Annotated in this window: 20 protein-coding genes; 14 read left to right on the top strand and 6 right to left on the bottom strand. The window is 52.1% G+C overall.

Annotation, left to right across the window (positions count from 1 at the left end):
* Positions 1-8 precede the first annotated feature (8 nt).
* Positions 9-761: a GntR family transcriptional regulator gene (locus tag FJ695_RS09830; RefSeq protein WP_141185279.1), complete on the bottom strand. Its 753-nt coding sequence runs from the start codon at positions 759-761 to the stop codon at positions 9-11.
* A complete protein-coding gene (locus FJ695_RS09825) occupies positions 755-1633 on the bottom strand; it encodes a BadF/BadG/BcrA/BcrD ATPase family protein (protein WP_141185278.1) in 879 nt (292 codons plus the stop codon). Before FJ695_RS09825 ends, FJ695_RS09830 begins: the two co-directional genes overlap by 7 nt.
* A 156-nt stretch (positions 1634-1789) precedes the next feature.
* Here FJ695_RS09825 and FJ695_RS09820 point away from each other — a divergent pair, with 156 nt between their 5' ends.
* The 7 genes from FJ695_RS09820 to FJ695_RS09790 all read left to right on the top strand — a co-directional run bounded on the left by FJ695_RS09820 (position 1790) and on the right by FJ695_RS09790 (position 9252).
* Entirely contained in the window at positions 1790-2728 is a 939-nt protein-coding gene (locus FJ695_RS09820) for an N-acetylmuramic acid 6-phosphate etherase (RefSeq protein WP_141185277.1), read from the top strand.
* On the top strand, positions 2725-3978 hold the full coding sequence (locus FJ695_RS09815; protein WP_141185276.1) for an ABC transporter substrate-binding protein: 1254 nt from the start codon (positions 2725-2727) through the stop codon (positions 3976-3978). The genes FJ695_RS09820 and FJ695_RS09815 overlap by 4 nt, the downstream gene beginning before the upstream one ends.
* A 63-nt stretch (positions 3979-4041) precedes the next feature.
* Positions 4042-4956: a carbohydrate ABC transporter permease gene (locus FJ695_RS09810; protein WP_141185275.1), complete on the top strand. Its 915-nt coding sequence runs from the start codon at positions 4042-4044 to the stop codon at positions 4954-4956.
* 10 nt (positions 4957-4966) lie between these two features.
* Positions 4967-5806 carry a carbohydrate ABC transporter permease gene (locus FJ695_RS09805; protein ID WP_141185274.1) on the top strand — a complete coding sequence of 280 codons (840 nt, stop codon included), beginning with the start codon at positions 4967-4969 and terminating at the stop codon, positions 5804-5806.
* Positions 5803-6831, top strand: coding sequence for a Gfo/Idh/MocA family protein (locus tag FJ695_RS09800; RefSeq protein ID WP_209010990.1), 1029 nt, complete (start codon positions 5803-5805; stop codon positions 6829-6831). The genes FJ695_RS09805 and FJ695_RS09800 overlap by 4 nt, the downstream gene beginning before the upstream one ends.
* A complete protein-coding gene (locus FJ695_RS09795; protein ID WP_141185273.1) occupies positions 6828-7823 on the top strand; it encodes an ABC transporter ATP-binding protein in 996 nt (331 codons plus the stop codon). The genes FJ695_RS09800 and FJ695_RS09795 overlap by 4 nt, the downstream gene beginning before the upstream one ends.
* 175 nt (positions 7824-7998) lie before the next feature.
* The gene (locus FJ695_RS09790; RefSeq protein WP_209010989.1) at positions 7999-9252 is read left to right on the top strand and encodes a sensor domain-containing diguanylate cyclase; all 1254 of its coding nucleotides are present in this window, start codon (positions 7999-8001) and stop codon (positions 9250-9252) included.
* 16 nt (positions 9253-9268) lie between these two features.
* Here the strand turns inward: FJ695_RS09790 and FJ695_RS09785 are convergent, their stop codons facing one another.
* Genes FJ695_RS09785 through FJ695_RS09770 form a run of 4 tightly spaced genes read right to left on the bottom strand, consistent with a single transcriptional unit; the run spans position 9269 to position 14683 of the window.
* A complete protein-coding gene (locus FJ695_RS09785) occupies positions 9269-10786 on the bottom strand; it encodes a hypothetical protein (protein ID WP_141185272.1) in 1518 nt (505 codons plus the stop codon).
* The gene (locus tag FJ695_RS09780; RefSeq protein WP_141185271.1) at positions 10786-11919 is read right to left on the bottom strand and encodes a glycosyltransferase family 4 protein; all 1134 of its coding nucleotides are present in this window, start codon (positions 11917-11919) and stop codon (positions 10786-10788) included. Before FJ695_RS09780 ends, FJ695_RS09785 begins: the two co-directional genes overlap by 1 nt.
* Positions 11920-11921: 2 nt before the next feature.
* Positions 11922-13268, bottom strand: coding sequence for a polysaccharide biosynthesis C-terminal domain-containing protein (locus FJ695_RS09775; RefSeq protein ID WP_141185270.1), 1347 nt, complete (start codon positions 13266-13268; stop codon positions 11922-11924).
* Between the two features lie 2 nt (positions 13269-13270).
* Positions 13271-14683 carry a hypothetical protein gene (locus FJ695_RS09770; RefSeq protein WP_141185269.1) on the bottom strand — a complete coding sequence of 471 codons (1413 nt, stop codon included), beginning with the start codon at positions 14681-14683 and terminating at the stop codon, positions 13271-13273.
* Between the two features lie 287 nt (positions 14684-14970).
* Here FJ695_RS09770 and FJ695_RS09765 point away from each other — a divergent pair, with 287 nt between their 5' ends.
* From FJ695_RS09765 to FJ695_RS09735, 7 genes are all read left to right on the top strand, one after another.
* Positions 14971-17103, top strand: a complete 2133-nt coding sequence (locus FJ695_RS09765; protein WP_168206310.1) for a GumC family protein — start codon at positions 14971-14973, stop codon at positions 17101-17103.
* 93 nt (positions 17104-17196) lie between these two features.
* Positions 17197-18030, top strand: a complete 834-nt coding sequence (locus tag FJ695_RS09760; RefSeq protein WP_141185267.1) for a WecB/TagA/CpsF family glycosyltransferase — start codon at positions 17197-17199, stop codon at positions 18028-18030.
* 5 nt (positions 18031-18035) lie between these two features.
* Entirely contained in the window at positions 18036-19223 is a 1188-nt protein-coding gene (locus FJ695_RS09755) for a glycoside hydrolase family 5 protein (protein WP_141185266.1), read from the top strand.
* A gap of 12 nt (positions 19224-19235) precedes the next feature.
* Positions 19236-20351 carry a GNAT family N-acetyltransferase gene (locus tag FJ695_RS09750; protein WP_141185265.1) on the top strand — a complete coding sequence of 372 codons (1116 nt, stop codon included), beginning with the start codon at positions 19236-19238 and terminating at the stop codon, positions 20349-20351.
* A gap of 205 nt (positions 20352-20556) precedes the next feature.
* Complete coding sequence (locus tag FJ695_RS09745; RefSeq protein ID WP_141185264.1) at positions 20557-21789, top strand: hypothetical protein; 1233 nt, start codon at positions 20557-20559, stop codon at positions 21787-21789.
* Positions 21789-22943: a GNAT family N-acetyltransferase gene (locus FJ695_RS09740; protein WP_141185263.1), complete on the top strand. Its 1155-nt coding sequence runs from the start codon at positions 21789-21791 to the stop codon at positions 22941-22943. The genes FJ695_RS09745 and FJ695_RS09740 overlap by 1 nt, the downstream gene beginning before the upstream one ends.
* Positions 22940-24232 (top strand): lipopolysaccharide biosynthesis protein, encoded by a 1293-nt coding sequence (locus FJ695_RS09735; RefSeq protein WP_141185262.1) that lies wholly within the window; start codon positions 22940-22942, stop codon positions 24230-24232. Before FJ695_RS09740 ends, FJ695_RS09735 begins: the two co-directional genes overlap by 4 nt.
* Positions 24233-24252: the final 20 nt, after the last annotated feature.

Below are 24252 nucleotides of genomic sequence, written 5' to 3'. Positions count from 1 at the left end.
AGGCCTCACTAGTCAGACAACCGGAGCTCTGCGACAAAGTCATAAGCATCTCCGCGATAGATGGATTGGGTAAATTCAGCGACACGTCCGCTTTCAAGATAAGAAATCCGCTGGATCTTCAAACCTGCAGTCCCTTCAGGAACACCGAGCAAATGTGCTTCGACTGGCTCCAGATTGATTGCCGCAATCTTCTGTGTTGCTCGGACCGGCCGGTGACCGTGTTTTGCGAGCACCTCGTAGAGAGAGGTTACAACCTCAAGCGGGTTGGGAAGGATATCAAGCGGCAAAGCAGCACGTTCCAGTGCCATTGGTTGACCGCCGGCTTCGCGCAATCGATAGATGCGTGCCACTTGGTCTTCATGCGAAAGAGACAGCGTCCTGATTTCATCCTGGGTTGGCATGAACACTCCGCGCTCCAACCACCGGGAACTCGTTTCCATGCCACGATTGGCCATGTCTTCGGTAAAGGAAGTAAGGTGCGACAGGGATTGCTCCACCCGCGGCGGCGCCTCCCGGACAAAGGACCCTGAGCCCTGGCGCTGCTCGATCGCGCCATCCTTGACCATCTCCTGGATAGCCTTGCGGACAGTAACCCGGGAAAACCCCGTAATATCAGCAATTTCGCGTTCAGGCGGCAAAGAACTATTTGCCGGAAGAAGGCCTGTTTCAATCGCCTCTTCCAGCCGCTGGCGGAGCTGCACGTATCTCGGGCCTGCGCTTTGCGTGAACCAATGGTCAGGGACAAGGAAATCACTCAGCATGAGACCTGCACCTCCTCTGCAAACATTCGGGCCAGGGAAACAGCTCCATCAAGCGGCGTTCCAGTGACGGCCGATAAATTGCTTTGAACATCTGCTGTGAGATACGGTGCCAGATGCGGCGCTAAACCGCCGGTCAAACACACAGGCAAATCCGCCGACCAGCCAATTGCACGCAGATTTCGCTCAAAGTGACTTGCCGCTCTCTGGACGAGAATTTGTGCGACAGGGTCATTGGGAACATCAAGAACAATCGGCGCCAGCTCGCCAAAATCTGCAGGCCTCGCGTTGTTTGCGAACTCCAGTATTCCAGAAGGAGTTTTAAAACGGACGAGCAAAGCTTGAGTAAGAGTGGTTTTTTCCAGAAGTCCATCTTCTGCATCAAGAACCAAAGCCAAGGCACTTTTGCCAAACCAAGCTGCTGAACCACAATCACCCAGGATTGCCCCCCAACCGCCAGAGAATTTCTTTTTACCGCCTACTTGAACTCCGAAAAACGACCCGGTCCCGCTGTGAATCAGCGCCCCGTTCCTCGCACCGAGAGCACCCTGTAGCGCAGCAGGGCGATCATCTTCGACTTTCATGAAACGAAGCGGCAGCCCTTCGTTGAGACGCGCCAGATTTTTTTCGGCATGAAACCCTGCCAATCCAAGGTAGGCCGGCATTTTGCCGAGATCTTCCAAAGCAAGGCCAGCCTTTCCAGACAAGCTCGACAGTCCCAAATTGATCTCGTGAACAGCCGCCTCAATATCGGTCGTCACGTTCGCCGCCCCGACCTCCACCCGCATGTTGCCAGCTCCTGACACCAACGCCAGACGGCACCGAGTGCCGCCGCCATCTACAGCGAGAATACAGCTATGCGCGGGTTCAAACATAACAATACCTATATAATACCTTTCAGCAAAATCAATTAAAAAAACAAGACCAACCGCGCCCCACCGCCCTCAAACCGCAAAATTCCCTGAATCAAAATTAAAGTCTGGACAAATGGTATTAAAAAGGTATTGTTCTGTTGATTGAAGGAGGATCGCGTGCCGAAGGCCACCACAGAAAAGCTGCATCATTTGGCTGCCGGGATCGATTCCCAGCCCGCAGCAGACGTGGCGTCCATTCTTATTCAAGGACAAATTTCAGCCGCTCAATCCGTGGAAAATGCCAAAGCTGCAATCACCACAGCAGCTATGGCCATGGCCCGAACAATCCGCGCCGGCGGTTCGCTTTATTACATTGCCGCCGGTTCTTCAGGGTTGATGGCCGCAGCAGATGCAATGGAGCTTGGCGGCACGTTCGGGATCCCAGCCGATCAAATTCGCATCATGATGGCAGGAGGCATTCCAACTTCGGCTTACATGCCAGGAGATACCGAAGACGCAACTGCAGACCTGGAAGCTAATCTCGCAAACCTATCGGAAAAAGATACGGTCCTTGTGGTGTCGGCAAGTGGATCAACGCCCTACACGCTCGAAGCTGCGCGCCTTGCAGTCGCCGCCAAATCGACCTTGATTGCCATTGCCAACAATGCGGATGCGCTATTGTTCGAGATGAGCACTCACGCGATTCACCTGCCGACAGCGCCCGAAATCGTTTCCGGTTCAACCCGAATGGGCGCAGGCACCGCGCAAAAAATAGCACTCAACACCTTGTCGACGCTCATGGCCCTGGAGTTGGGGCACATATACGACGGAATGATGGTGAACCTGCGGGCGGACAACATCAAACTGCGCGAACGTGCACGCCGCATTGTCACAACGATCACAGGTGCAACGCTAGAAGCAGCATCTGCAGCCATCGAAAAATCAAACGGCAATGTCAAATACGCCTGCCTGCTCGCCGCAGGCGCGCAAAGCATTACAGAGGCATCTGACCTCTTAGGAGAAAGCGGCGGGCACTTGCGCCCAGCGCTCGAAAAAATTCGGGCAAAGACCCGATGGGAAACAACACATCATCGAACAGAGGGGACACGCTCATGAAACTGAAAACGTTAGGTATTGCCCTTGCATCAACAGCGCTGGTTAGCACAGCTGCAATCGCTGAAGATGTCACACTGACAATTGAAAGCTGGCGGACGGACGATCTGACGCTCTGGCAAGACAAGATCATTCCTGCCTTTGAGAAAGACAATCCGGGTATCAAGATTGTTTTCTCACCAACCGCACCGACAGAATACAATGCCGCCCTCAATTCTAAACTGGCAGCAGGCAGTGCTGGCGACCTGATCACCTGCCGCCCGTTTGATGCGTCGCTTGCACTCTTTGAAGATGGTCACCTGGCGAATCTCAACGATATGCAAGCCATGTCGAATTTCTCAGATGTCGCGAAGTCCGCTTGGCAAACGGATGATGGATCCGCTTCCTTCTGCGTTCCGATGGCCTCGGTCATTCATGGGTTCATCTACAACAAAGACGCCTTCAAAGAACTTGGCCTCGAGGCCCCGAAAACCGAAGATGAGTTCTTCGCAGCCCTCGCCAAAATCAAGGACGACGGCAGTTACATTCCGATGGCCATGGGCACCAGTGACCAATGGGAAGCGGCCACCATGGGCTACAACAACATCGGTCCGAACTATTGGAAAGGCGAAGAAGGCCGCCAAGCCTTGATCAAGGGCGAACAGAAACTGACGGACGAGGCCTGGGTCGCCCCTTACGCTACACTGGCAAAGTGGGCTCCATATCTGGGTGACGGCTATGAAGCACAAACCTACCCAGACAGCCAAAACCTGTTCATGCTCGGCCGCGCTGCTGTTTACCCGGCCGGCAGCTGGGAAATCGCCGGCTTCAATGCGCAAGTCGACTTTGAAATGGGTGCCTTCAAAGCGCCGGTCAAAAACGCCGGAGACACTTGCTACATCTCTGACCATACGGATATCGGCATCGGAATGAACGCTGCCAGCCCGAATGCAGAGGCTGCAAAAACCTTCCTGGCTTGGGTCGCAAGCCCCGAGTTTGCGTCAATCTTCGGCAATGCACTGCCGGGTTTCTTCCCGCTGTCTAAAACACCGGTGGAACTGGAAGATCCGCTTGCCAAGGAGTTCGCGAGCTGGCGTGGTGAGTGCGAATCCACTATCCGCTCGACCTACCAGATCTTGTCCCGCGGCACGCCAAACCTGGAAAACGACACCTGGGGCGCAAGTGTGGCCGCGATCAAAGGCACAGAAACTCCGGAAGCACTGGGCGCCAAACTTCAGGAAGGCCTGTCCAGCTGGTACGCACCGCACAAGTAAACAACACCTAGAAACGTACCTCCGGGTAGCCATTGAGCTACCCGGATTGGCATCGGAGGCCGCATGAACCGCCCCCGCATTCGCTGGCATATTGTCGTTTTTCTGGCACCTGCAGTGCTTGTTTATTCGACGATCATGATTTTCCCTCTGTTTAATACCCTGCGTCTGGCCCTCTATAGCCGCATTGACCAGGAGCGGATTTTTGTCGGCCTACAAAACTTCATGACGCTCTTTGGCGACCCGGTCTGGTCTGACCAGTTCTGGAATGCTCTGGGTAACAATATCTGGTTCTTTGTCATCCATATGCTCGTCCAAAACCCGATTGGGATTGCGCTTGCAGCGATGCTATCTCATCCAAAACTCCGCTTCGCGGCGCTTTACCGGTCTGCGATTTTCATTCCGACTATTTTGTCCTTCGTGATCGTCGGATTTGCCTGGAAACTTATTCTTTCACCGATTTGGGGGATAGCGCCGTCGATGCTGGACGCCGTCGGATTGAAATTCCTGTTCGCGCCCTGGCTCGGAAAAGAAGAATACGCGCTGACAACCTTGTCGCTGATTTCCGTTTGGCAGTTCATCGGGATCCCGATGATGCTGATTTATGCCGCGCTCTTGTCGATCCCGGAAGAGATCCTGGAAGCCGGAGAGATCGACGGAATTACCGGCATGGCCGCGTTCTGGAAGATTAAGCTCCCTTTGATCCTGCCTTCGATCGGGATCATCTCCATCCTGACATTTGTCGGCAATTTCAACGCTTTTGACCTGATTTATGCCTCCCAAGGCGCTCTGGCCGGTCCCAATTTCTCCACCGACATTCTCGGAACCTTCTTCTACCGCACGTTCTACGGTTTCCAGCTTCAATTGGGTGATACGCATATGGGCGCCGCCGTTGCCAGTGCCATGTTCGTGATTATTCTAGCTGGCGTGAGCGTCTACCTCTTCGGCATTCAAACACGGCTCCGCCGGTACCAATTATGAGGTCGAAAGAATGAGCCAGGCCCGCACCAATCCCATCAACACTGTGGCAATGCACGGCGCGTTGATCGTATATACGCTGATCGCGCTGTTCCCTGTGTTCGTCATCCTGATCAACAGCTTCAAGAGCCGGAAGTTCATTTTCCGCGAACCTCTCGCACTTCCAAGTGCGGACAGCTTTTCGATGATCGGTTATCAGACCGTGATGAAACAGGGAGATTTCTTCCTGTATTTCCAGAATTCCATGATCGTCACGGTCGCGTCCCTCTTCTTCATTTTGTTGTTTGGCTCGATGGCGGCCTTTGCCTTGAGCGAATACCGGTTCCGCGGAAACATGTTGCTCGGACTTTACATGGCGCTTGGCATCATGGTGCCGATCAGGATCGGCACTGTCGCGATCTTAGAAATGATGGTGACAACAGGTCTCGTTAACTCGCTCTGGGCACTAATCCTTGTCTACACCGCTCAAGGTTTACCACTGGCAGTATTCATCCTGACGGAGTTTATGCGTCAGGTATCAGACGACCTGAAGAACGCCGCACGGGTCGATGGCCTTAGCGAATATACGATCTTCTTGCGGTTGGTCTTGCCGTTGGTCCGCCCGGCTTTGGCAACCGTCGCCGTCTTCAACATGATCCCGATCTGGAACGACCTTTGGTTCCCTCTGATCCTGGCACCGGCTGAAGAAACTAAGACTCTGACGCTCGGCAGTCAGGTCTTTATCGGCCAGTTCGTCACCGACTGGAACGCGGTGCTCTCGGCGCTGTCCATGGCGATCTTGCCGGTCTTGGTCCTTTACGTGATCTTCTCTCGCCAGCTGATCCGCGGCCTCACATCAGGAGCTGTCAAATGATCCGTGCTGTTGTTGCCGGGCTTGGCAACATGGGCTTGTCCCATGCTCTGGCCCTTCACAAACACCCCGGCGTAGAGATCGTTGGTTTGGTCAACCGCTCTCCGGTAGACTTACCTGATGAATTGAGAACCTACCCCCTCTTAAACCATTTTGAAGATGGATTGGCGCTCAAACCAGATCTTGTTGTCGTCGCGACCTATTCCGACAGCCACGCGGATTATGCTTGTGCTGCGATGGAGGCCGGTGCCCATGTTTTCGTTGAAAAACCGCTGGCAACAACTGTCGAAGATGCTGAACGGGTGGTTGCAAAGGCTATCGAAACGAACAGAAAACTGGTGATCGGTTACATCCTGCGTCACCATCCATCCTGGGTTCGCCTGATCACCGAGGCTCGCGATCTTGGCGGTCCCTTCGTCTTCCGGCTCAATCTCAATCAGCAATCCTCAGGTCCGGAATGGGAAACGCACAAATCCCTGATGCGAACGACAAGTCCGATTGTCGACTGCGGGGTGCATTATGTTGATGTCATGTGTCAGATCACAGATGGAAAGCCGGTCCGTGTTAATGGCATGGGGGTGCGTCTTTCTGACGAGATCGCCGAGGACATGTACAACTATGGCCAGTTTCAGGTGATTTTCGACGATGGATCCGTCGGATGGTATGAAGCCGGCTGGGGGCCGATGATGTCGGAAACAGCCTTCTTCGTGAAAGACATCGTCTCGCCGAACGGTTCTGTTTCGATCACTGACGGCAACAAAGGTGCGTCTGCGGATATCGACGGACACACCAAAGTCGGCAGTATCCTGGTACATCGGCCAGAAGGTGATGAGACCATCGACATGCCCGGTGAACCTGGCCATCAGGAACTCTGCGATGCAGAACAAGCCTATATGGTTCGAGCAATCACCGAGAACATCGATCTGACCCGTCACATGCAGGACGCCGTTCAGTCACTTGCAATCTGCCTTGCGGCCGATGAAAGCATCCGCACCGGCCAACCGATTACCTTAGGACCAGCGCAATGACCGCTCTTTCTCTCTCCAATGTGCACAAATCGTTCGGCGCTGTTGAGGTTCTAAAAGACATCAACATTGAAGTCGAAGAGGGAGAATTTGTCGTCTTCGTCGGCCCGTCCGGCTGCGGCAAATCCACTTTGCTGCGGATCATTGCGGGTCTTGAAGACGCGACTTCTGGTGAGGTTCGGATTGGTGGTGACATCGTCAACAATACCCCGCCTTCCAAGCGCGGCATTGCCATGGTGTTCCAGAGCTATGCTCTGTATCCGCACTTGAACGTGCGCGGGAATATGTCTCTCGCGTTGAAACAAGAAGGGCAAAGTAAAACAGAGATCAGCAGCCGGGTAGGCGAGGCCAGCCGAATGCTCAATCTGGAAGAGTATCTCGACCGGTACCCATCTGAGCTCTCCGGCGGACAGCGCCAGCGGGTTGCCATTGGACGGGCTATTGTTCGGCAGCCCAAACTTTTCCTGTTTGATGAGCCACTGTCTAACCTTGATGCCGCGCTCCGCATGAACACTCGGCTGGAAATTGCCAACTTGCATCGCCAGCTTGGCACATCGATCGTCTATGTGACCCACGACCAGACAGAAGCCATGACATTGGCTGACAAGATCGTCGTCCTGCGTGATGGCCGTGTCGAACAGATCGGCAGCCCAATGGAGCTCTACAACAACCCTGTAAATCAGTTTGTCGCCGGGTTCCTCGGGTCACCCTCCATGAATTTCTTGCCTGCAGACACGATTACACCGGGAGATACACGCACGCTTGGAGTTCGGCCTGAAGACCTTGTTGTTGCATCTGACGGACCGATCAAAGCGATCGTTCAGCATGTGGAACATCTCGGCGGCGATACCAATGTGATTGCCAAAACTGGAGAGAAACAAATCACGGCACGGTTCTTTGGCCAGCATGATATTCCAGAGGGTCAGGAAGTCTCTTTGGGTTTTACAGCCGAAAAGGCCCGTTACTTTGACACCGAAGGTCGCCGCTCTGTTTAACAGTGCGGCGAAGCTGGTAACAAGCTCAAATTGACGCAGCGTCATTTTTACACCACCACTGATTGAATACATTTTATTATTCAGCGGTTTTTACATAAAATTTAGCCATTCCCCCTACGCTCCAACCAGCTCACTTATGTGCCACAGAGCGAGTACAGTCCGTACGAAAGGGCCGATGATGAAAACAGGTGCTCCCGCGCCCATTGGGGAAACAGATCTACAACGCCTGGAAAATTACGGTTCTGCTGTGCGCCAAATGCGGGCCGGGCAATTCGACAAAGTGTCCGCACCGAACAATGTTGCAGATCCCATCGATGCATTCGGACACGAGTTGGCACAGCTCGGCCAGTGGCTCGAAGTGAGGTTCAGCGAATTCCGAAAACTTCAAGAGCTGTCGGAAGAAATCGGCAGCGAACTGTTTGCTGAAAACGTTCTCGACAGAATATACAAAACCTTCCGTTCACTCATTCCTTATGACCGGATCGGTTGCGCTCTTTTAGAGGACGATGGCCAGTTTTTGTGTGCCTATTGGGCAAGAGCAGATTACTTGGACACGCGGCTCAACAAAAACTATACAGCAAAGATGGCAGGCAGCAGCCTGGAACAGATTATCGCGACTGGAAAGCCGCGGATCATCAATGATCTTGAGGAGTATTTGGCCCAAAACCCGGGTTCAAAAGCCACACGGACAATCATTGCAGAAGGCATACGCTCCAGCTTGACATGCCCGCTCATTGCCAACGGCAAACCTATCGGGTTTCTATTCTTTTCAAGCCGCGAGAAGAACACCTACGACAATGTCCACCATGACATTTTTTTGCAGATCGCTGGTCAAGTCTCGGTTCTGATCGAAAAGAGTCTACTCTATCAGCAGCTCTTTGACCTAAACACCCTCCTTTCTGAGGCGCACCAGCAGTTAAAAGAACAGTCGATGCACGATGCACTCACCGGTGTCTTGAACAGAGGCGCGATTTTCGAGCTGCTAGAGCACGACCTTAGCAAAGCCAAAAGGAACAACAAACCAGTCACGGTCATCATGGCCGATATTGATCACTTCAAGTCCGTCAACGACAACCATGGGCATATTGCTGGTGACGCAGTCCTGAATTTGGTGGCCACTCGGATCAAAAATGCCTTGCGCGGCTATGATCACGTTGGCCGCTATGGCGGCGAAGAATTCATGGTTGTTCTCAGCGACACTGACCTTACGGCAACCGCCGATATTGCGGAGCGTGTGCGTCAATCTGTCGAGGTTCTTGAAGTGCAGCACGAGGACCATACCATCCAGGTTACCCTCAGCCAGGGCATTGCAATGTCCAACGGCAATGAAACGATTGATGATCTCGTTGCGCGGGCGGATAAGGCACTTTACCGTGCCAAGCAAGACGGTCGAAACCGTTATTGTATGGAAACCTCCAGCCTCTATTAGGCACTTGGCAACTGCATCACGAAGGGGACTTCTCAAAAAGGTCCTTCAGATATGCCGCGGTTTGTGATCTTGGATGATATGTACATCCATCGATGACCTCCAGGTCTCCAGCCTTATTCAAAGTATGCAGCTTGCGCCCGGGCCAAACAGCGCCTGGTGTCAGAGTTTTATGGACGGTTTGCTTGAAAGTTGACGGGGTCAGTTCATCGACTGTCGCAAGAGCAAGAGCAGCGCCATACCCATTTCTGCAATCCTGCACCGGCCTCCAGAGTTTGCCAGCTTGGCGGTAGAACTCTCCGGCTGGTCTGGCTGTGCGGTCGTTGACAACAACCGGATTACCTTTATGCGGCTGCCAGGGTCCCGTGAGCTCATCCGCAAAATAGATGCTCAAGGTGTCGGAATAACCGCCGACGCCATGACGCGTAACCGCGAACATCCAAAGCCGCCCTTCATGCTCAACGAGCGTTGCGTCTGCCGCCTCAACACCGGACAGTAAGACCGAGTGCCGCTCCCATCGCAGTGGAAACTCTGCGGCCTTATAAAGAACCACTTCATGGTTCGTGGAACTTTCCGGGATCATCCAAATGCTGCCGTCCCGTTCGAACACAAATGGATAGGAGAGATGCCATGGTTCTTCCAAAACCGTTTGAACCTCGGACACGGGCCCGCGAGGCGACATTTCAACCATAGAAATGACGCCCTTTTGGGTCTTTTGCGGCAGATCTTCAAAAAACAAAAATTGCCGGCCGTCTTTTTCGAACAGGAAAGGGTCGGCATAAAAATGATCGTGCGGACTGGCTAAAACTTTCCAAGGTGCACCGCCTAAATCCTGATTAGCAGCTACACTTTCTGCGGCACCATAGCGCCAGCCAATACGCCAATGTGATGCATGAAAACACTTCCTGTAGATCGCACGAATGACCGTAACCACGCTCTCCCGAAGCATACGGGTCGCGACTTGTTTCACGGATATCGGAGGGAGAGTGTCGGTTTTAGCTGGTGTTCCGTGTTCATGCGCGCGCCCTATAACCCGGCCAATCAAGATTGCCACGCGCGAATAGACAGCCTCCATCGCACCGCCAGTTCCAACCGCCGCCTCCAAAGAAGCTGTCCCATGCGCTGCAATTTGGCCGGAACTCAGATCAATGATCTCAATGGTGGGTGTTCCATTTGTTATCAACGCTGCAAACAAAGCCTCCTCTCCCAGCGCACCATCAAACCTGATATCAAACGTTTGACCGGAAAAAGCTGAAGGGGATTTGGGCGTCAGGTTGAACGTCCAGTCTGCCTGGGCCTCCCCGTCTCGCGCCTGTGGCAAACGATCAACGTCGATCAACTCCGATCCGCAAGGCCGGTGGGAGCGCATCAAGACCTTTTCAAACGCCAAAAGCGTTTTCAATGCGCTGGAAACCGGCGGTTCGGGATCGACAAACCGAAACACAACATCTGCGGAACGAGACTTTTGCAGAACGTCCATCAAATGCAGGAGCCAGCCGCGTGCCCGATCTTTTTCAATGACAATTTCAACCCGCATCAGGATGCCAACGCCTCGTTAGTGGAAAACGAAACATCATTACCGACTGCAAGGTTCTCATAGGCGTCCACCATAGCGTCGAGCGAATAGCGCATCTTCAAATCATCGCTTCGATCACGAAGGGAATTGGCGAGGTCCTGATCCGTCAAAACCGTTTCAATCGCACTAGAGAATTCAGCAGTGTTTGAAACATCTGCAAACAGCGCACAAGGCGCTCCGTTTGCCTGAAGCACTTCTTGCAAAACAGGTAGAGAATTTGCAACAACCGGCACGCCAACTTGTGCCGCTTCTATGGCCGCCAATCCAAAACTTTCGGCAGCGGACGGAAACACAAACACATCCAGGCTCGCGAGAAAAACACCAATGCGATCCGGAGAGAACTCACCCAGAAAGTGGACTTGAGAAGTCACACCGTGTTTTGCGGCCAACTCCATCAAGCGATTATAATCCGGCCCCTGTCCGGCAATTGCAAAGTGCCAATCCGGTTTATTTGGTAGGATTGCTATCACCTTGTCCAATTGTTTTGCCGGATTTAACCGCGCCGAACATCCGAGCAGCGCCACATCCTCAGGCAATCCAAGTTCGAGACGGGCGGTCGCCTTGTCAACGTCCGACTTCTTGGTCTCAAACCCTTGAGGAATTAGCGTGAGCTTTTCGACATAGCGTTTTGGCCGCTGGGTGTACGCATCAAGAAGGAAATTGGAATTCACGGTAATGCTGTCATATAGCCCGATCACTCCGAATACCTTGTCGAGAGCAGTTAAAACCGGATTGATTAGGCTTGGCGCTGTCACCTGATTTGCAACGATCACCGGACATCCTGCCAGGCGGGCAACAGGTGCCCCAAGCACATTGCCAAAGTGCTGAAAGCAGAACACACAGTCCGGTTCGAACTCCTTGATGAATTTGTAAAGGCCAGTCAGGAAAGAAAAAATCTCAGCTTTGGACGGCCGCTTGTCACAAATGATGAAAGTGTTCGGCGGCGCCGAGAAATCTTCTGATTTCCTATAAAAAAAGACGTGACGGACCTCATGGCCACGGTTCGTCAATTGCTCGCCAAGAAGCCGGGAAACTTCCTGCGCACCCGCATTTTCCGCCTGTGTCTGGACGAAGACGATGCGGCGCCTCTTCATTCTCACAATTCTCTGACCTTTATGCGACCGGAATACCAGTCAGTTAATACACGTGTCGCCGTCACATTATAACCAGTCGATACTTGCGCCTTGATGCTAACCAACACAGCCATGACAAGAAGCGATACTGCTGTCGTTGACGCTGCACCAACGATTCCGAATAGCGGCACAACAAAAACAAACCCGACAGCACGTACTAACACACTGATTGCAACAATACGAAGATACGCGCCTTCATGTCCCGTCAACATCAAAACCGGTGCTGCAGGTCCGGTTGCCGCCAACACGGCTGTCCCCAAGCACAAAATCAACAGAACGTGGTAGTAGCCCATGTATTCTTCGCCGAATATCAGCAAGAGCCAATCCCCCGCAAAGCCGACGACAACCAGGCCGGAAACCACAGCCAATCCGGTTAAAATCGCGAGCGTCTGCAGCAAACGCACAAGGCCGACATTGTCGCGCTTGTAATAGAGCTCAGGAAATTGGCGCATAGCAAATGTGTTGAATGCGTCGGCAACCGAAGCAAATCCATTGGCAAGGCGCGTCGTGACGAAATAGGCGCCGGCCGCAACCGGATCTAGAAAATACCCTACCAGAATGACGTCGAGATACTGGTTCGACACCTCCAGCATACTGGCCCCCCAAAGCCGGAGCGACGACGGAAACCAAATCTCCGGCGTATAAGACCAGGAGCTTTTGAAGATGTCTGGCTGAGTTCTTCGCAAGACGCGCAGCAAATAGAAGATCTGACAAGCCACGGCCAACACCATTCCAAGTGTCAGCAGATTGACAACCCAGGTAACGGAAAGGCTCAAGCTCAAGGCTAGGCAAATACCAAGACCAAGGTTAGCCGGCAAAAAGGCTGTCATTTCCCGTTGCCCGTCGCCCATCAAAATGCTGACTACTGATCTGGCCAGGCTGGAGAGAAAAAGTAGAAAAACGGCGACCGCAACGAACACACTGGCGCTGAGTGCAGCGGCAAAAGAATGATAGAAAAAGACAATCAGCCCCATGACGGCAGCGCCCAACGCCCCACCAGCTGCTGAGACAGCCAGGCCAAAAACAATCCCGCCTTTAACCAGATCCAAACGGCCAGCCGCAATGTGCTCGTTCCAGACCCGTACGATCAGCATTTCCTGGCCGAAGACAGCAGCAACCGACACCATGGATGCGGCACTAAAGAACAGGGCGAATTGCCCGAATTGCTCCTCCCCTAAGACCCGTGCGCTCAAGGTGAACAGCAAAAATGCAGAAAGTATCGATACGGCTTTTATTACGATGGACGTAATGACACCCATCACTTCGGTCCGTCGGACAAAAGCGGCAAAAGAGGCAAACACGTTTTTCATGCCTATGGAATGAAGCCTTTTCGGATAGCCTGGCCAAGCGCCATGCCGTTGAGAGTGATCAAGAGACCGAGCGCAAGCGGTGAAAATAGAGCTTCTTCTTGAAAGATTCCGTTCACAAGTACAGTTAACAGAGCAAAACTCGCAGCAATGTGAAGTGAATTGCCAGTATAAGATGCAACTCGAAGCGTTTGCCACGCAATCCAGACGTAAAGTCCCAACAGAATAAACGCACCCGGCCCCATCTGATACAGCAAAACACCAACGGCGCTCTCAATAGCAACTGGCGTTCGCCCCAGCGCTTGATAAGCAGGCCAATCGAGTTTGGTAAAATCCGTCGCAAGGTTTCCACCGACACCTATGCCATGCCCGAAAGGGAAACTCAGGAAATTATGCAGGCCGCCCATAAAGCCCAGAACATGGAAATCACCGATTTGAAGGCCGACTACGACCCCGGCCAAAGTGTAGACCGTTAGGAGCAACCCCATTGCCCAAAAACTCAATCGTGCACCAAGTAGTCTAAATGCGCACCAGCCTGCACCCACCAAGACCAGAAGAATGAGGGCCCCTTTCGCGTTGGCAAAGACCAGCAATGGAAAGAGCAGCGCAGCACTTATAGGCGTGCCCCGGAACAGCGCAAAAATCAACAAAAACGCGACCGCATAGGAATAGCTGATCGCATGCATATTCGGGCCCATGAGACGGGTGATCCTCAAATCCAGTCCATCCAGGAGCGGAGTATTAAAAAAGTCGACCTTAAAGGCATCCAGATAACTGGTCGTAACACGCCCCGACTCACGCGCTTCCCGGTCCCACTCCAAAGAAAGACGCTCACCGCGCATATCCAATTCCCAGTAGTTATTGCCACCGGTGAGATTGAGCCAATCCGCACGCGACGTTAGCTCAACGTATCCCAACAAGATAAAAATAAGAGAGATGAAGAACAGCGCTGCTGAAATCCGGAACTCAAGTCGGCAAAATACCAAAACTGTTATTTGAAAAAGCATGATCGGCGAAACAATGTTCCGCAAATAAATAACTGCCGGTGTTGGGTTTTGAATGAAACCGAACAAAAAATAGATAAACACGATCCCCATAACGCAAGACGTCACGTTCATCAGCTTATCGATTGATCTGTTTGCTCCACGTAGCCGGGTTAAATATCCTGCTGCTATCGTCACCCAAACCATGACCAGAATTATGAAATTGTAGCCCCGGATGATCTTGAATTCATCCGGCCCGCTTAAGTATTCCGAGACCAGCGAAACAAACAAATTCTGAAACAAAAGCGCGACAATAACGCTAACCACGGCGGTGCGCGGCGCGTAATTTGCCACGAATGCGCTGAGCAACGCCGCCAATGGGATCGCTATCAACGGGGATAGCAAATGCCCAATAACAGAAATGCCGATGAGCAAAAAGCCGCCTGCCAATGCCCCCAATGCATCAACGGTGTCGCGGTTCCAGGTTCGGAACCGCAAGGATATCTGAACAGAATGATTTTTACCGGCAACTCTCATACAAACGACAAGCTTTGAAGACGCACCTGATAGGAACCAATACACACCGAATCCTGGTATGTTTAACGGATAGTTATTGAATTAGTGCTAACTTTTTGACCATCGCCACCAACCACTTACGCCCCTAGGCGTATTAACAATCGTATAGATTTGAGTGCTTTTCGATGGGACTGGAGCGCGTTGACATGACCGCCATTCCAGGTAGAGCCTGGACCAAAAACACCTCGAAAGGTGATTTCTCCCGCGAAGACAATCGGTTTTACGGTCCTTTCGATCAGGGTTTGGTGGACTTTTCCGAACTCTTGGCATTTGCCCGCCACAATCTCGTCCGGATTTCGATCGTCACGATAGTTTTGACGCTTGTTTTTCTAGTGCTGTTTTCTCTCTATCCGTTCCCGTACCGCGCTACAGCTCTGGTTCTGGTTGATCCAAGGGAGCGCAGGGTCACGTTGACGGAAAACGTTCTGCCTGGAATTGGGTCTGACGCGGCATTCTTGGAAAGTATCGTTCAGATTGTTCATTCCGACGGCTTTTTGCGGCCCGTGATTGATAATCTGAACGTCAAAGAAGACCCCTTGTTCGCCAGCTCTGCTGGATCGGATGACCGCAAGCTGCTGGCCGCCTTCAAACGCAAGCTTGAGGTTGATCGTGTCGGCGCAACCTTCATCGTAGAAATCTCATTTTCCTCGAACAGCGCTGATAAATCAGCCCTTTACGCCAACGCTGTCGCTCAGGCCTTTGTTGATAGCCAAACACAATCGCGGGTGTTAGCGACTGAGACCGCGGCTTCTTCGCTGCTAGAACGCTTAAATGTGCTCCAAGGCAATCTTGAGACATCGGAAAAAGCGGTTGCTCGTTTCAAGGCAAAAAATGGCATCATCGACGTCACGGAAGACAGCACTCTGCTGCAACGTGAGCTGATCACGCTAAACGAACAAATTGTTGCAGCCAAAGCGCAAACCGAGGCAGCCCGGGCACGTCATGATAAAATCCGCACCGGGTCTGGTGTCCTACCGGCAGCAGAGCAATCAGATGCCGCGCAGCTCGTAGAACTACGCCGTGAACGCGGCCAAGTTTTGCAAACCCTGTCTGAGTTCAGCCGGGTATATGGTGACCGCCACCCGCGTGTGACCTCCGAACGCAGCAAATTATCCGGCATCGACCGGCAAATTGCAGAAGAACGCAGACGCCTCCTGGCCATCCAAAAGGAGCGTTTAGAAAGCAGCACCTCCGCATTGGAGGCCCTAACCCAGGAACTGACGAAGCGAAAGCAAGCAGCGCTCGAAACTGAGCGCGCCATGGTGCAGCTGGCTGGCTTGGAACGTGAAGCGGCAGCAAACCGCCGACTTTACGAAGAATTCCTTGCCAGGTTCAAAGCCACGGAAGAACAAAGTGGACTTGAAACCGAACAGGCCAGGATTGCGTCCCCAGCTCTGCCACCTTTGAAGAAAAGCAAACCAGGTACTATCCTCGCAACAATCGTTTTCGGCTTGCTATCGGGGTTTATTGCAGTAGCGTATGCCGTAGCTCGAGAAACGTTTTTTGCTACGCCAATAATACTCTCGGGAAAAACGGCTTTGCCATTCGGATCAAAGAGATCCGCAGAGCATACGACGGCAGTTTCTCACGTAACAGGCCAAGAAAAATCGGCGCGGAAACTACACGCGACTATCCAGAAGATCGGTTTTGTGGATGTAGACGCAGATTACGACCGGACTGAGCCGCCCCAAAGTTCAAACCACAACAATGCTGAACGGTTTGACGATCAGGAAATCCTTGATCCTCTAGAAATGGCCCAACGCCTGGAACACGGACCATTGCGCCGCGATCTCAACCGCATGCTCCGGCACGGAGCGGTCATTGTATTGAGCTCACCGATCGCACATCCTGGCAAGTCAGATCTAGCCCTAGGCCTGACTGCACTCGCTGGCCAACGATCGATTCCTATCTTACTGCTTACGGCCAACACTGCCCTCAGTGATATGAACCGGCCGGATCTGGATGCTCTGGGCTTCCCAAAAAGTCAGCAAATATCGATCGTTAATCCAACTGAGATCACTGCGAAACACTTCGGAAACCGCCGGTCGATCTGGGAGATCGTTGAGGGCTTTTCTGTCAGCAATGTCGGCCGGGAATCCTGCATGATTGTTGATGCGCCGCCGGTGAAAAACCAAGATCAGATCCAAAGACTGGTAGAATTTGCCGACTTTTTCGTGCTGATAGAATCTGCTCACGAGCCGGAAAGCCCGCGTACCAAGGCCTTATTAGGCGAACTTTCCTCGAAGACACACAACAGAATTCGCCGGATTTTACTCTAATGCCTCCCCGCGTAAACCATACGTGTTTGCCGAACATTAATCCCCTACAGGTAATTATAGGCTTGTAAGAATTCGGGAGCCTCGCTGGATCACATGAACGGTCAGCAAACATCAAAACAGGCACGGAGTGTCCAGGCGCGTTCGGCAGACGCAAAACACCTAGCGGAGCTGGCACGTTCATATCTGCCGGTAAAGACCCTCGGCGGACTGCCAATTACGTGGACCGACCGCACTACGGCCGCCGAAACACTTATTGCTCAGGCTCTCGCCAAACGGGGGCAGCCTGCGAAACCGTTTTATTCGACTTCGGCAAATGGTCAGGTTGTCGTGATGTGCAGCGAAGACAGCGCTGTGCTTGATGAGTTCTTGCATGCCGACCAAATTCTGGCCGACGGAATGCCAATGGTCTGGCTATCAAAATTCAAACACAAACTTCCGAACGTTGAGCGGGTCGCAACAACAGATCTTTATCACGACGTTGCCGAGATCGCGCAAAAAATCGGCGCATCGTTCTATTTGCTCGGAAGCGATGAAGAGTCCAATGAGGCTGCAGTGAATCGGACCGCGGAGCTTTATCCGGATCTGGAGATCGCTGGTCGCCGGAATGGCTATTTCTCTGCAAACGAAGAAGACAAAATTGTCGCAGAGATCAACAAACTGGGGCCTGACTTTTTGTGGGTTGGAATGGGTGTTCCCAGAGAACAGCAATTTGTATCGCGGAACCTCAACAAATTGACAAATGTCGGTGTCATTAAGACTTCCGGCGGACTGTTTGACTTTTTGTCATTAAAGCGCTCAAGAGCCCCAAAGTGGATGCAAGCGCTCGGTTTGGAATGGCTCTACAGAACAATTCTTGAGCCGCGCCGACTGGGGCCTAGATATCTCCAGACAAACCACAAGGCGCTTTTTAAGTTTCTTGAAGATTGACCAGTATGCGGTTCCTTCTTCCGATCAAGCGCAGTTTGTGGGCGAGCCTTCTGGCAATCGCGGTGAATACTTCTTCAGCTTTCAGCCAACCAGCTAATCACTGTTTCACTCAGGATACCTTTCCGGCGTTTGCCAATGCGCCGCTTTTGAAAAAAATGGCCCGCGGTGTGAACCTGCCGAATTGGGATACCGACCACATCGAGTACCGTCCCAACTTTGCGACTGTGCGCGACCTTTATGGCCAGGGTTTCACCCATATCCGTTTACCGGTTTTCCACTCAGCATTTAACGATGCGGACTTTGGATCCGCAGATCTAGCGGACTACACGCATTGGGTTTTGTCTGTGATCGAAAAGCTGACTGGGATCGGATACGCAGTAACAATCGACTTCCACCCGGATGGAGATTTCAATCGGCTTCTCAGAACTAACACGGAAGCGGGATACCGGCGCTTGGAACAGAGTTGGCGCTTTCTGGCAGAAGCACTTCAGGACACGCCCCCAGAATTAGTCGCTATCGAGTTTTTGAATGAACCGGACCTGACACCAGAAATTTGGCACAGCCACGCGGAAAGGCTAGCTCACAAGATGCGGCAATGGCTGCCTCGTCATACGATTGTTGTTGGGCCATCCGGGCCTATGCGCCATGAAAGTCTTGCCGATTTTCATCCCTTAGACGACCCGAATGTCATTTATGCAGTCCATTTCTACGACCCGTTCATCTTCACCCATCAGGGCGCTGAATGGCATCCGCCTTCAGATCCTGTCCGGCTTTCCGTCGGTGTTCCTTTCCCATCCCGCGAAAATGACCCACGGATTGACGCGCTGATTGACCGATTGACCGAAGAGGGCCATTTGCAAGCGGCAGAAGAAGTCCGTCAAATTTTTGAAGAACCCTGGACCGCCAAAGACATCGAGAACGCATTCAACACCGTTCAAAGGTGGTCGCAAAAACATGGCCGTCCGGTGGTAGTGAATGAATTCGGCGTACTATCTTACGACGCTCCACGAACCGACCGCTTGTTCTGGTTGGGTACAGTTGTAAATGCAGTGGAAGAACGGTGCATCGGATGGACGCACTGGGATTATTCTGACGGATTTGGAATAGTGGATCCAAGGACGCATGAGCCTGACAAAGACGCAATAAATGCGCTTTTGAAATCCAAAGACGCCTCCATTCCCCAAAATCAATAGGGTACAGGTTTCATGAACCGCCAAGCTGCCATCGACGTTTCCGATTACCGGATCGAAACAAGCGATGCCTACGACTTTTTGTCTGATCATTTTTCAGCGTTGTTTGACCGCTCCAGCGCAACGGCGTTTCAAGGCCCATTGTGGCTCGAGCAGTTTTACAAAACGATCGTACCAGGAGCAGGCGCAACTCCGATTATCGTCACGATTTACCTGAATGGCTCTCAAGATCCGGCTGTTGTAATCCCGCTTGTACGGGAAACCCATTTTGGCATTCAAATCATCCAGCCCGCCGACCTCGGTGTCGCTGATTATAACGCGGTCATTGGCTCAGACGAAAACCTCGAAGTACTTGCTAAAACACCCAGTTTTTCAAAGGATCTCCTGAAAGCTATCCGGCCTTATGATTTGATTTTATTCCGCAAACAGCCGCCTTGGGTTTTTGACGCTGCACAGCTGTTTTCTGGCGCTGAAAAAAGACCGAATATTAGCAGCTCCTATGAGGCGGTTATTGGCCGGGACTATGATCAATGGCTGAATAACGTGGTCTCTAAAAACATGCGCAAAGGGTTACGACGCAAACGGAACGGTTTTGAAAAAGACTATGGCGAGCTTAGTTTTCATGAACTCGCCGAAGAGAAAGAGATCGACGAAGCGTTCAAACTCATGCGGGAGTTGAGAGCGGCCCGATATGAGGACGATCTGTTTTCGCGGCTGGAGTATTTCCAGTTTTACCGGAACGTCGCGGTGCTCGGTAGCCAACAAGGAATTGCATCAACTTTCGTTGGGAAATTTGAAGATCAGATCATATCAGTTGATTTTGGCCTTCGCCAAAATGACCGGTTTTTATTCCTGCTCGGCGGTTTTTCGAACAACGAGGAATATCAACGATATTCTCTTGGCTTGATTGGCCTGTGTGAAAAAATTCGCGATGAGACGGAACGAGGCCGAACGATCTTCGACTTCACAATTGGAGATGAAGATTACAAGCAATCGTTTCGCGCCGATAGAATTCCTCTCACCAATGTGACCGCGACGTCCGGATTGGTCGGCCGGTTGGCCTTTTCCGCTTATCAATCGCGAGGTTCACTTCGCGGTGTTCTCAAGAAACTGATGCCTAAGTTCAACTAGGCACAGTCTGGAATTAGGCCGTTTGGACGAATTGTGAACTTCGCCAATATGGTGAAATGGAAACGGCCAAACTGTCATGGCAAAACAAACATACCGTTGGGTAACCATATCGCCCATTTTATCGGTATTCACCCGGATTTTTACTCCGTTTATAGAAGAAAGCGCTTAAACCCAAAGGCTTACTCATCACCTTGGGGGAACATCCGTGAAGGCAGCATTGCTGTTGGGAAACTATCGGCCAACTTTTATACTCGCTCGCAGTCTAAAGCAGCGTGGGTATAACGTTATTTGCGGACTGGATGGTTTTGACCGCGGAGCAGAAGTTTCCAAATATGTTGATACGGTTTGGCGGCACAGTTCCTACTCCTCAGAAGTAGACACCTTTCAACAAGAGCTCGACGTTCTCCTAGCATCCCGGCCTGATATCTCGGATATCTATCCGGTTGCAGAGCCGGTCATACGTGCATTTGCAGACGGCAAATTGACGTTGGCTCGTCCCGTGAGGTTGGGCTCGACAGCAGGAGAACTTGTTCTTCGCTGCCTCGACAAACAGAGTCTGCTTGCCGAAGCAAAAGAGTTGTCAGTTCCAGTTGCCCCCTTTACCGAAACGTCCGGCAAAGAGCATTTTTATTATTCTGCTTCGGAGATCGGCTTTCCTCTGGTAATCCGTCCCCTTCAAACCGGCAAATTGCTCGACGGTCAAAAAGCCATCACGGTTGACCACTTGGAGGCCTTGAAGGGACTCGATCCCATTTGGATCGATTGTGACTACCGGCTTTTAGTTCAACGGCATTCGCCAGGATTGCGGGAAAACATCTATTTCGCAGCCCAAGACGGCGAAATCTATCGCTATCTTCACGCGAAAATCACCCGGACAGATCAGCCTGACGGATCTGGATTGGCAATCGAAGGCAAGACGGTTGCGCCATGCCCGGCGCTGAAGCAGCACACTAAAGCACTCGTCAAGAACTTGAACTACACTGGGATTGGATGTGCTCAATATCTTGTTGAGCCTGAGACAGGCAATGTGAATTTTCTTGAACTAAACCCGCGTATTGCGGGCAATCACGCTGTGCCTGAGGAATGCAATCTTGGCCTTGGAGACTGCTTGATCGACTTGACAGAGGGCCGTAATTCCCCCGCTTCTTATCTAGAAGGGACTGTTGGAATTTCCTACGGTTGGCTGGCTGGCGAACTGGCTTCCATCAAAAAAGCTTGGCAAACAGGAAAACTCTCCTTCTGGCAGGCATTGGTTGCCGCCCGTAAGGCCTATTCCTACTTCAAGCACACAGATATTGACGTTGGGTTTGTCCAAAATGACCGATTACCGGGTCTTTTCACACTCTGTGACAGCTTACCTCTGATCGGTGGCATAACACGGCTCCGGTTCACGCAACCTGCCTTCTTTCGGGTCGTGATGCGCAAGGAGTGCCTGTGATGCCGGCACTCCAACAAGCTCAGCAAACGCAAGCGGAAATCGTCAATGATTTGGACAACCTTGAGTCAAAGTTTGTTCCGCCATCCAAGTGGGATGAAATCGCGGTTCAATTTCGTGATGTGCTTCACGAACAGACCGAATGTTTCAACGCCCTCCGCTGGCCCCCTCATCAACTCGATCGCGTTGCGTTCTACAAAAACGGTCACTTGGTCAGCGCCGCTGTAATTCTCAAGATGCGGTTTCCGGTCATCGGCGGCGGGATAGCAGTCGTCAAATGGGGTCCGCTTTGGCGCCCGAAAGGCCGACCGGACGATCCCAAGAACCTTCAACGAACAATTGATGCCCTCAAACAAATCTACGCGCTCGATGGGGGTTATTTTCTGAGTTTTTTTCCGCGGGCCGATCCGGAAATATCAGGCATTGAAACACAGGCATTGGAGCAAAGCGGGTTTCATCCCGGTGAAGAACTGGCATCACCCGACCGATATTTTGTGAATATGGATCTGTCGCTCAAGGGCTTGCGCGAAAGCCTGTCGCAAAAGTGGCGTTACAATCTCAAAAAGGCGGAAAAGAACGAACTGTCAGCACGCTTCGTAGAGGGCGAAGATGGCTTCAAGACCTTCATGCAACTCTACAACGCCATGATTGACCGAAAGGCGTTTCACGACACGTCCGCGATCAATACGTTGCAGGCGTTGATGGACGCCAAAGAACCTGCGTTGAGACCATTGATCCTGATCGTCGAACAGAATGGAGAACCGATTGCTGGCGGCGTTGTCGACGCGAGCGGCGAACGTGCGGTTTATTTATACGGAGCCACCAACAACAGAGCTCTGCCGCTCAAGGCCGGGTATGTCATGCATTGGGAGATTTCAAAACACTTGGTCGCTGCGCCACATGTGCGTTGGTATGATCTTGGCGGTGCCGACAAGGATTGCCATTTGCATCAATTCAAACGCGGCTTTGTTGGCAAGCGCGGCCAAATATCGGTTACGCCAAGATATTATCATTTTGGTGCCACCCTCAAAGTGCGCGCACTGGGGCACGCGCTCTACTTTACAAGGCGCAAGAAGGGTGAGTTCGCCCGGATCCTTCACGACTACCGTAATCGGACAAAGCCGGCTCAGGTACCTAACGCTTCGAGGCAAGCGTGAGACGTGAATTCAATAGCCGTTTGTTTTCTGGGATGGCGTTCCTGACCGGGGCACGGATCGTCGGTTCATTATGTATATTTGCGACAACGCTTTTGATCACACGCCAATTTGGTGCGGACATGATGGCGAAATACGCCGTCTATCTGGCAATCGCCAGTGTTTTGTCTGTGCTGCTGCCGTGCGGTTTTCATGCCATCGGCTCGATGCTTGCCGCCGAATATGTTTCACAAGACAATCCGGCAATGCTTCGAGCTTATATCGGTTATGGGCAGAAACTGATTTTTGGGACTGGCCTGCTCGTTGCGGGAACAGCAATCCTGTTGTTTTCCATTTGGCCTGACAGTCAACTTCACAAATACGGACTGATTTCCGCCTTTGCCGTTCCGTCTGCCGTGGCGATGGCGCTCATCTATTTCAACAGCAGCATTTTGATCGGCCTACAGCATCCTTTTGCCGGACAATTGCCGGATATGCTCTTGCGCCCCTTGCTGGTGATACTGGTGACAGTCTTGTTTGCTGGTTTCGTTCCGGACATCGAAACCTGGACATTTCTGCTTGCGGCAACCTGCATTTTCTGGGTCACAGCTAGTCTTTTGTGGCTGAGCTTACGGCGGCACTCGGGCTCAGGTCCAGTTGATCCAGCGTCTTTCAAAAAAGAAAAGAAAAAATGGTGGCAGATCGCGCCCAGCTGGGCACTGATCACGCTGCTTTGGGACTATTTCATCGAGATTCAGATCTTGCTTGCCAGCTTGCTGTTCGCATCCTTTGAAATTGCCCTGCTTCACATTTGTTTCCGCATGCGACAACTGGCGGGTTTCGGCATGAAAGCCCTGTATTCTTTGCTCATGCCCAAGGTCTTTGCAGCCAATGCAATCGAAAATGACAGCGAAGCACAAGGCCTCATCCGCCTGTCCAGCAGGGTGGCGTTTGTCTACGCCCTTGCCGCCTGGACCGCTGTGGCACTCGCTGGTCCATTCCTGCTGGGATTGTTTGGAGAACAGTTCAGGCAAGGCCACGAGGTTCTGATGATCATCATGGCAACTTTGCCGATCCGGGCTTTGTTTGGTCCCGCCCCGGCAGTTCTTGGTATGAAGCGCAATCAGAACCGCGTCCTCCAGATACTCGTGTTGGCTCTTTTCGTTTCCATCGCCGTGTTGATCGCCACACATCAAAGTGTAGGGCTAACAGCTGTTGCAATTGGATATTTGGCTGCAGGTGTTGTGAGCACTTTGTTGATGTGGTTTTCGGCAAGACAGAAAACCGGGATTAATTGTGCAGCTTGGGCATGACGGCTTAGCCTCGTGCCAGG

This window comes from Labrenzia sp. PHM005 (assembly GCF_006517275.1).
Taxonomy (GTDB): Bacteria; Pseudomonadota; Alphaproteobacteria; order Rhizobiales; family Stappiaceae; genus Roseibium.
Note: the sequence above shows the minus strand (reverse complement) of the source record. Positions and strands in the feature narration are given on the sequence as shown.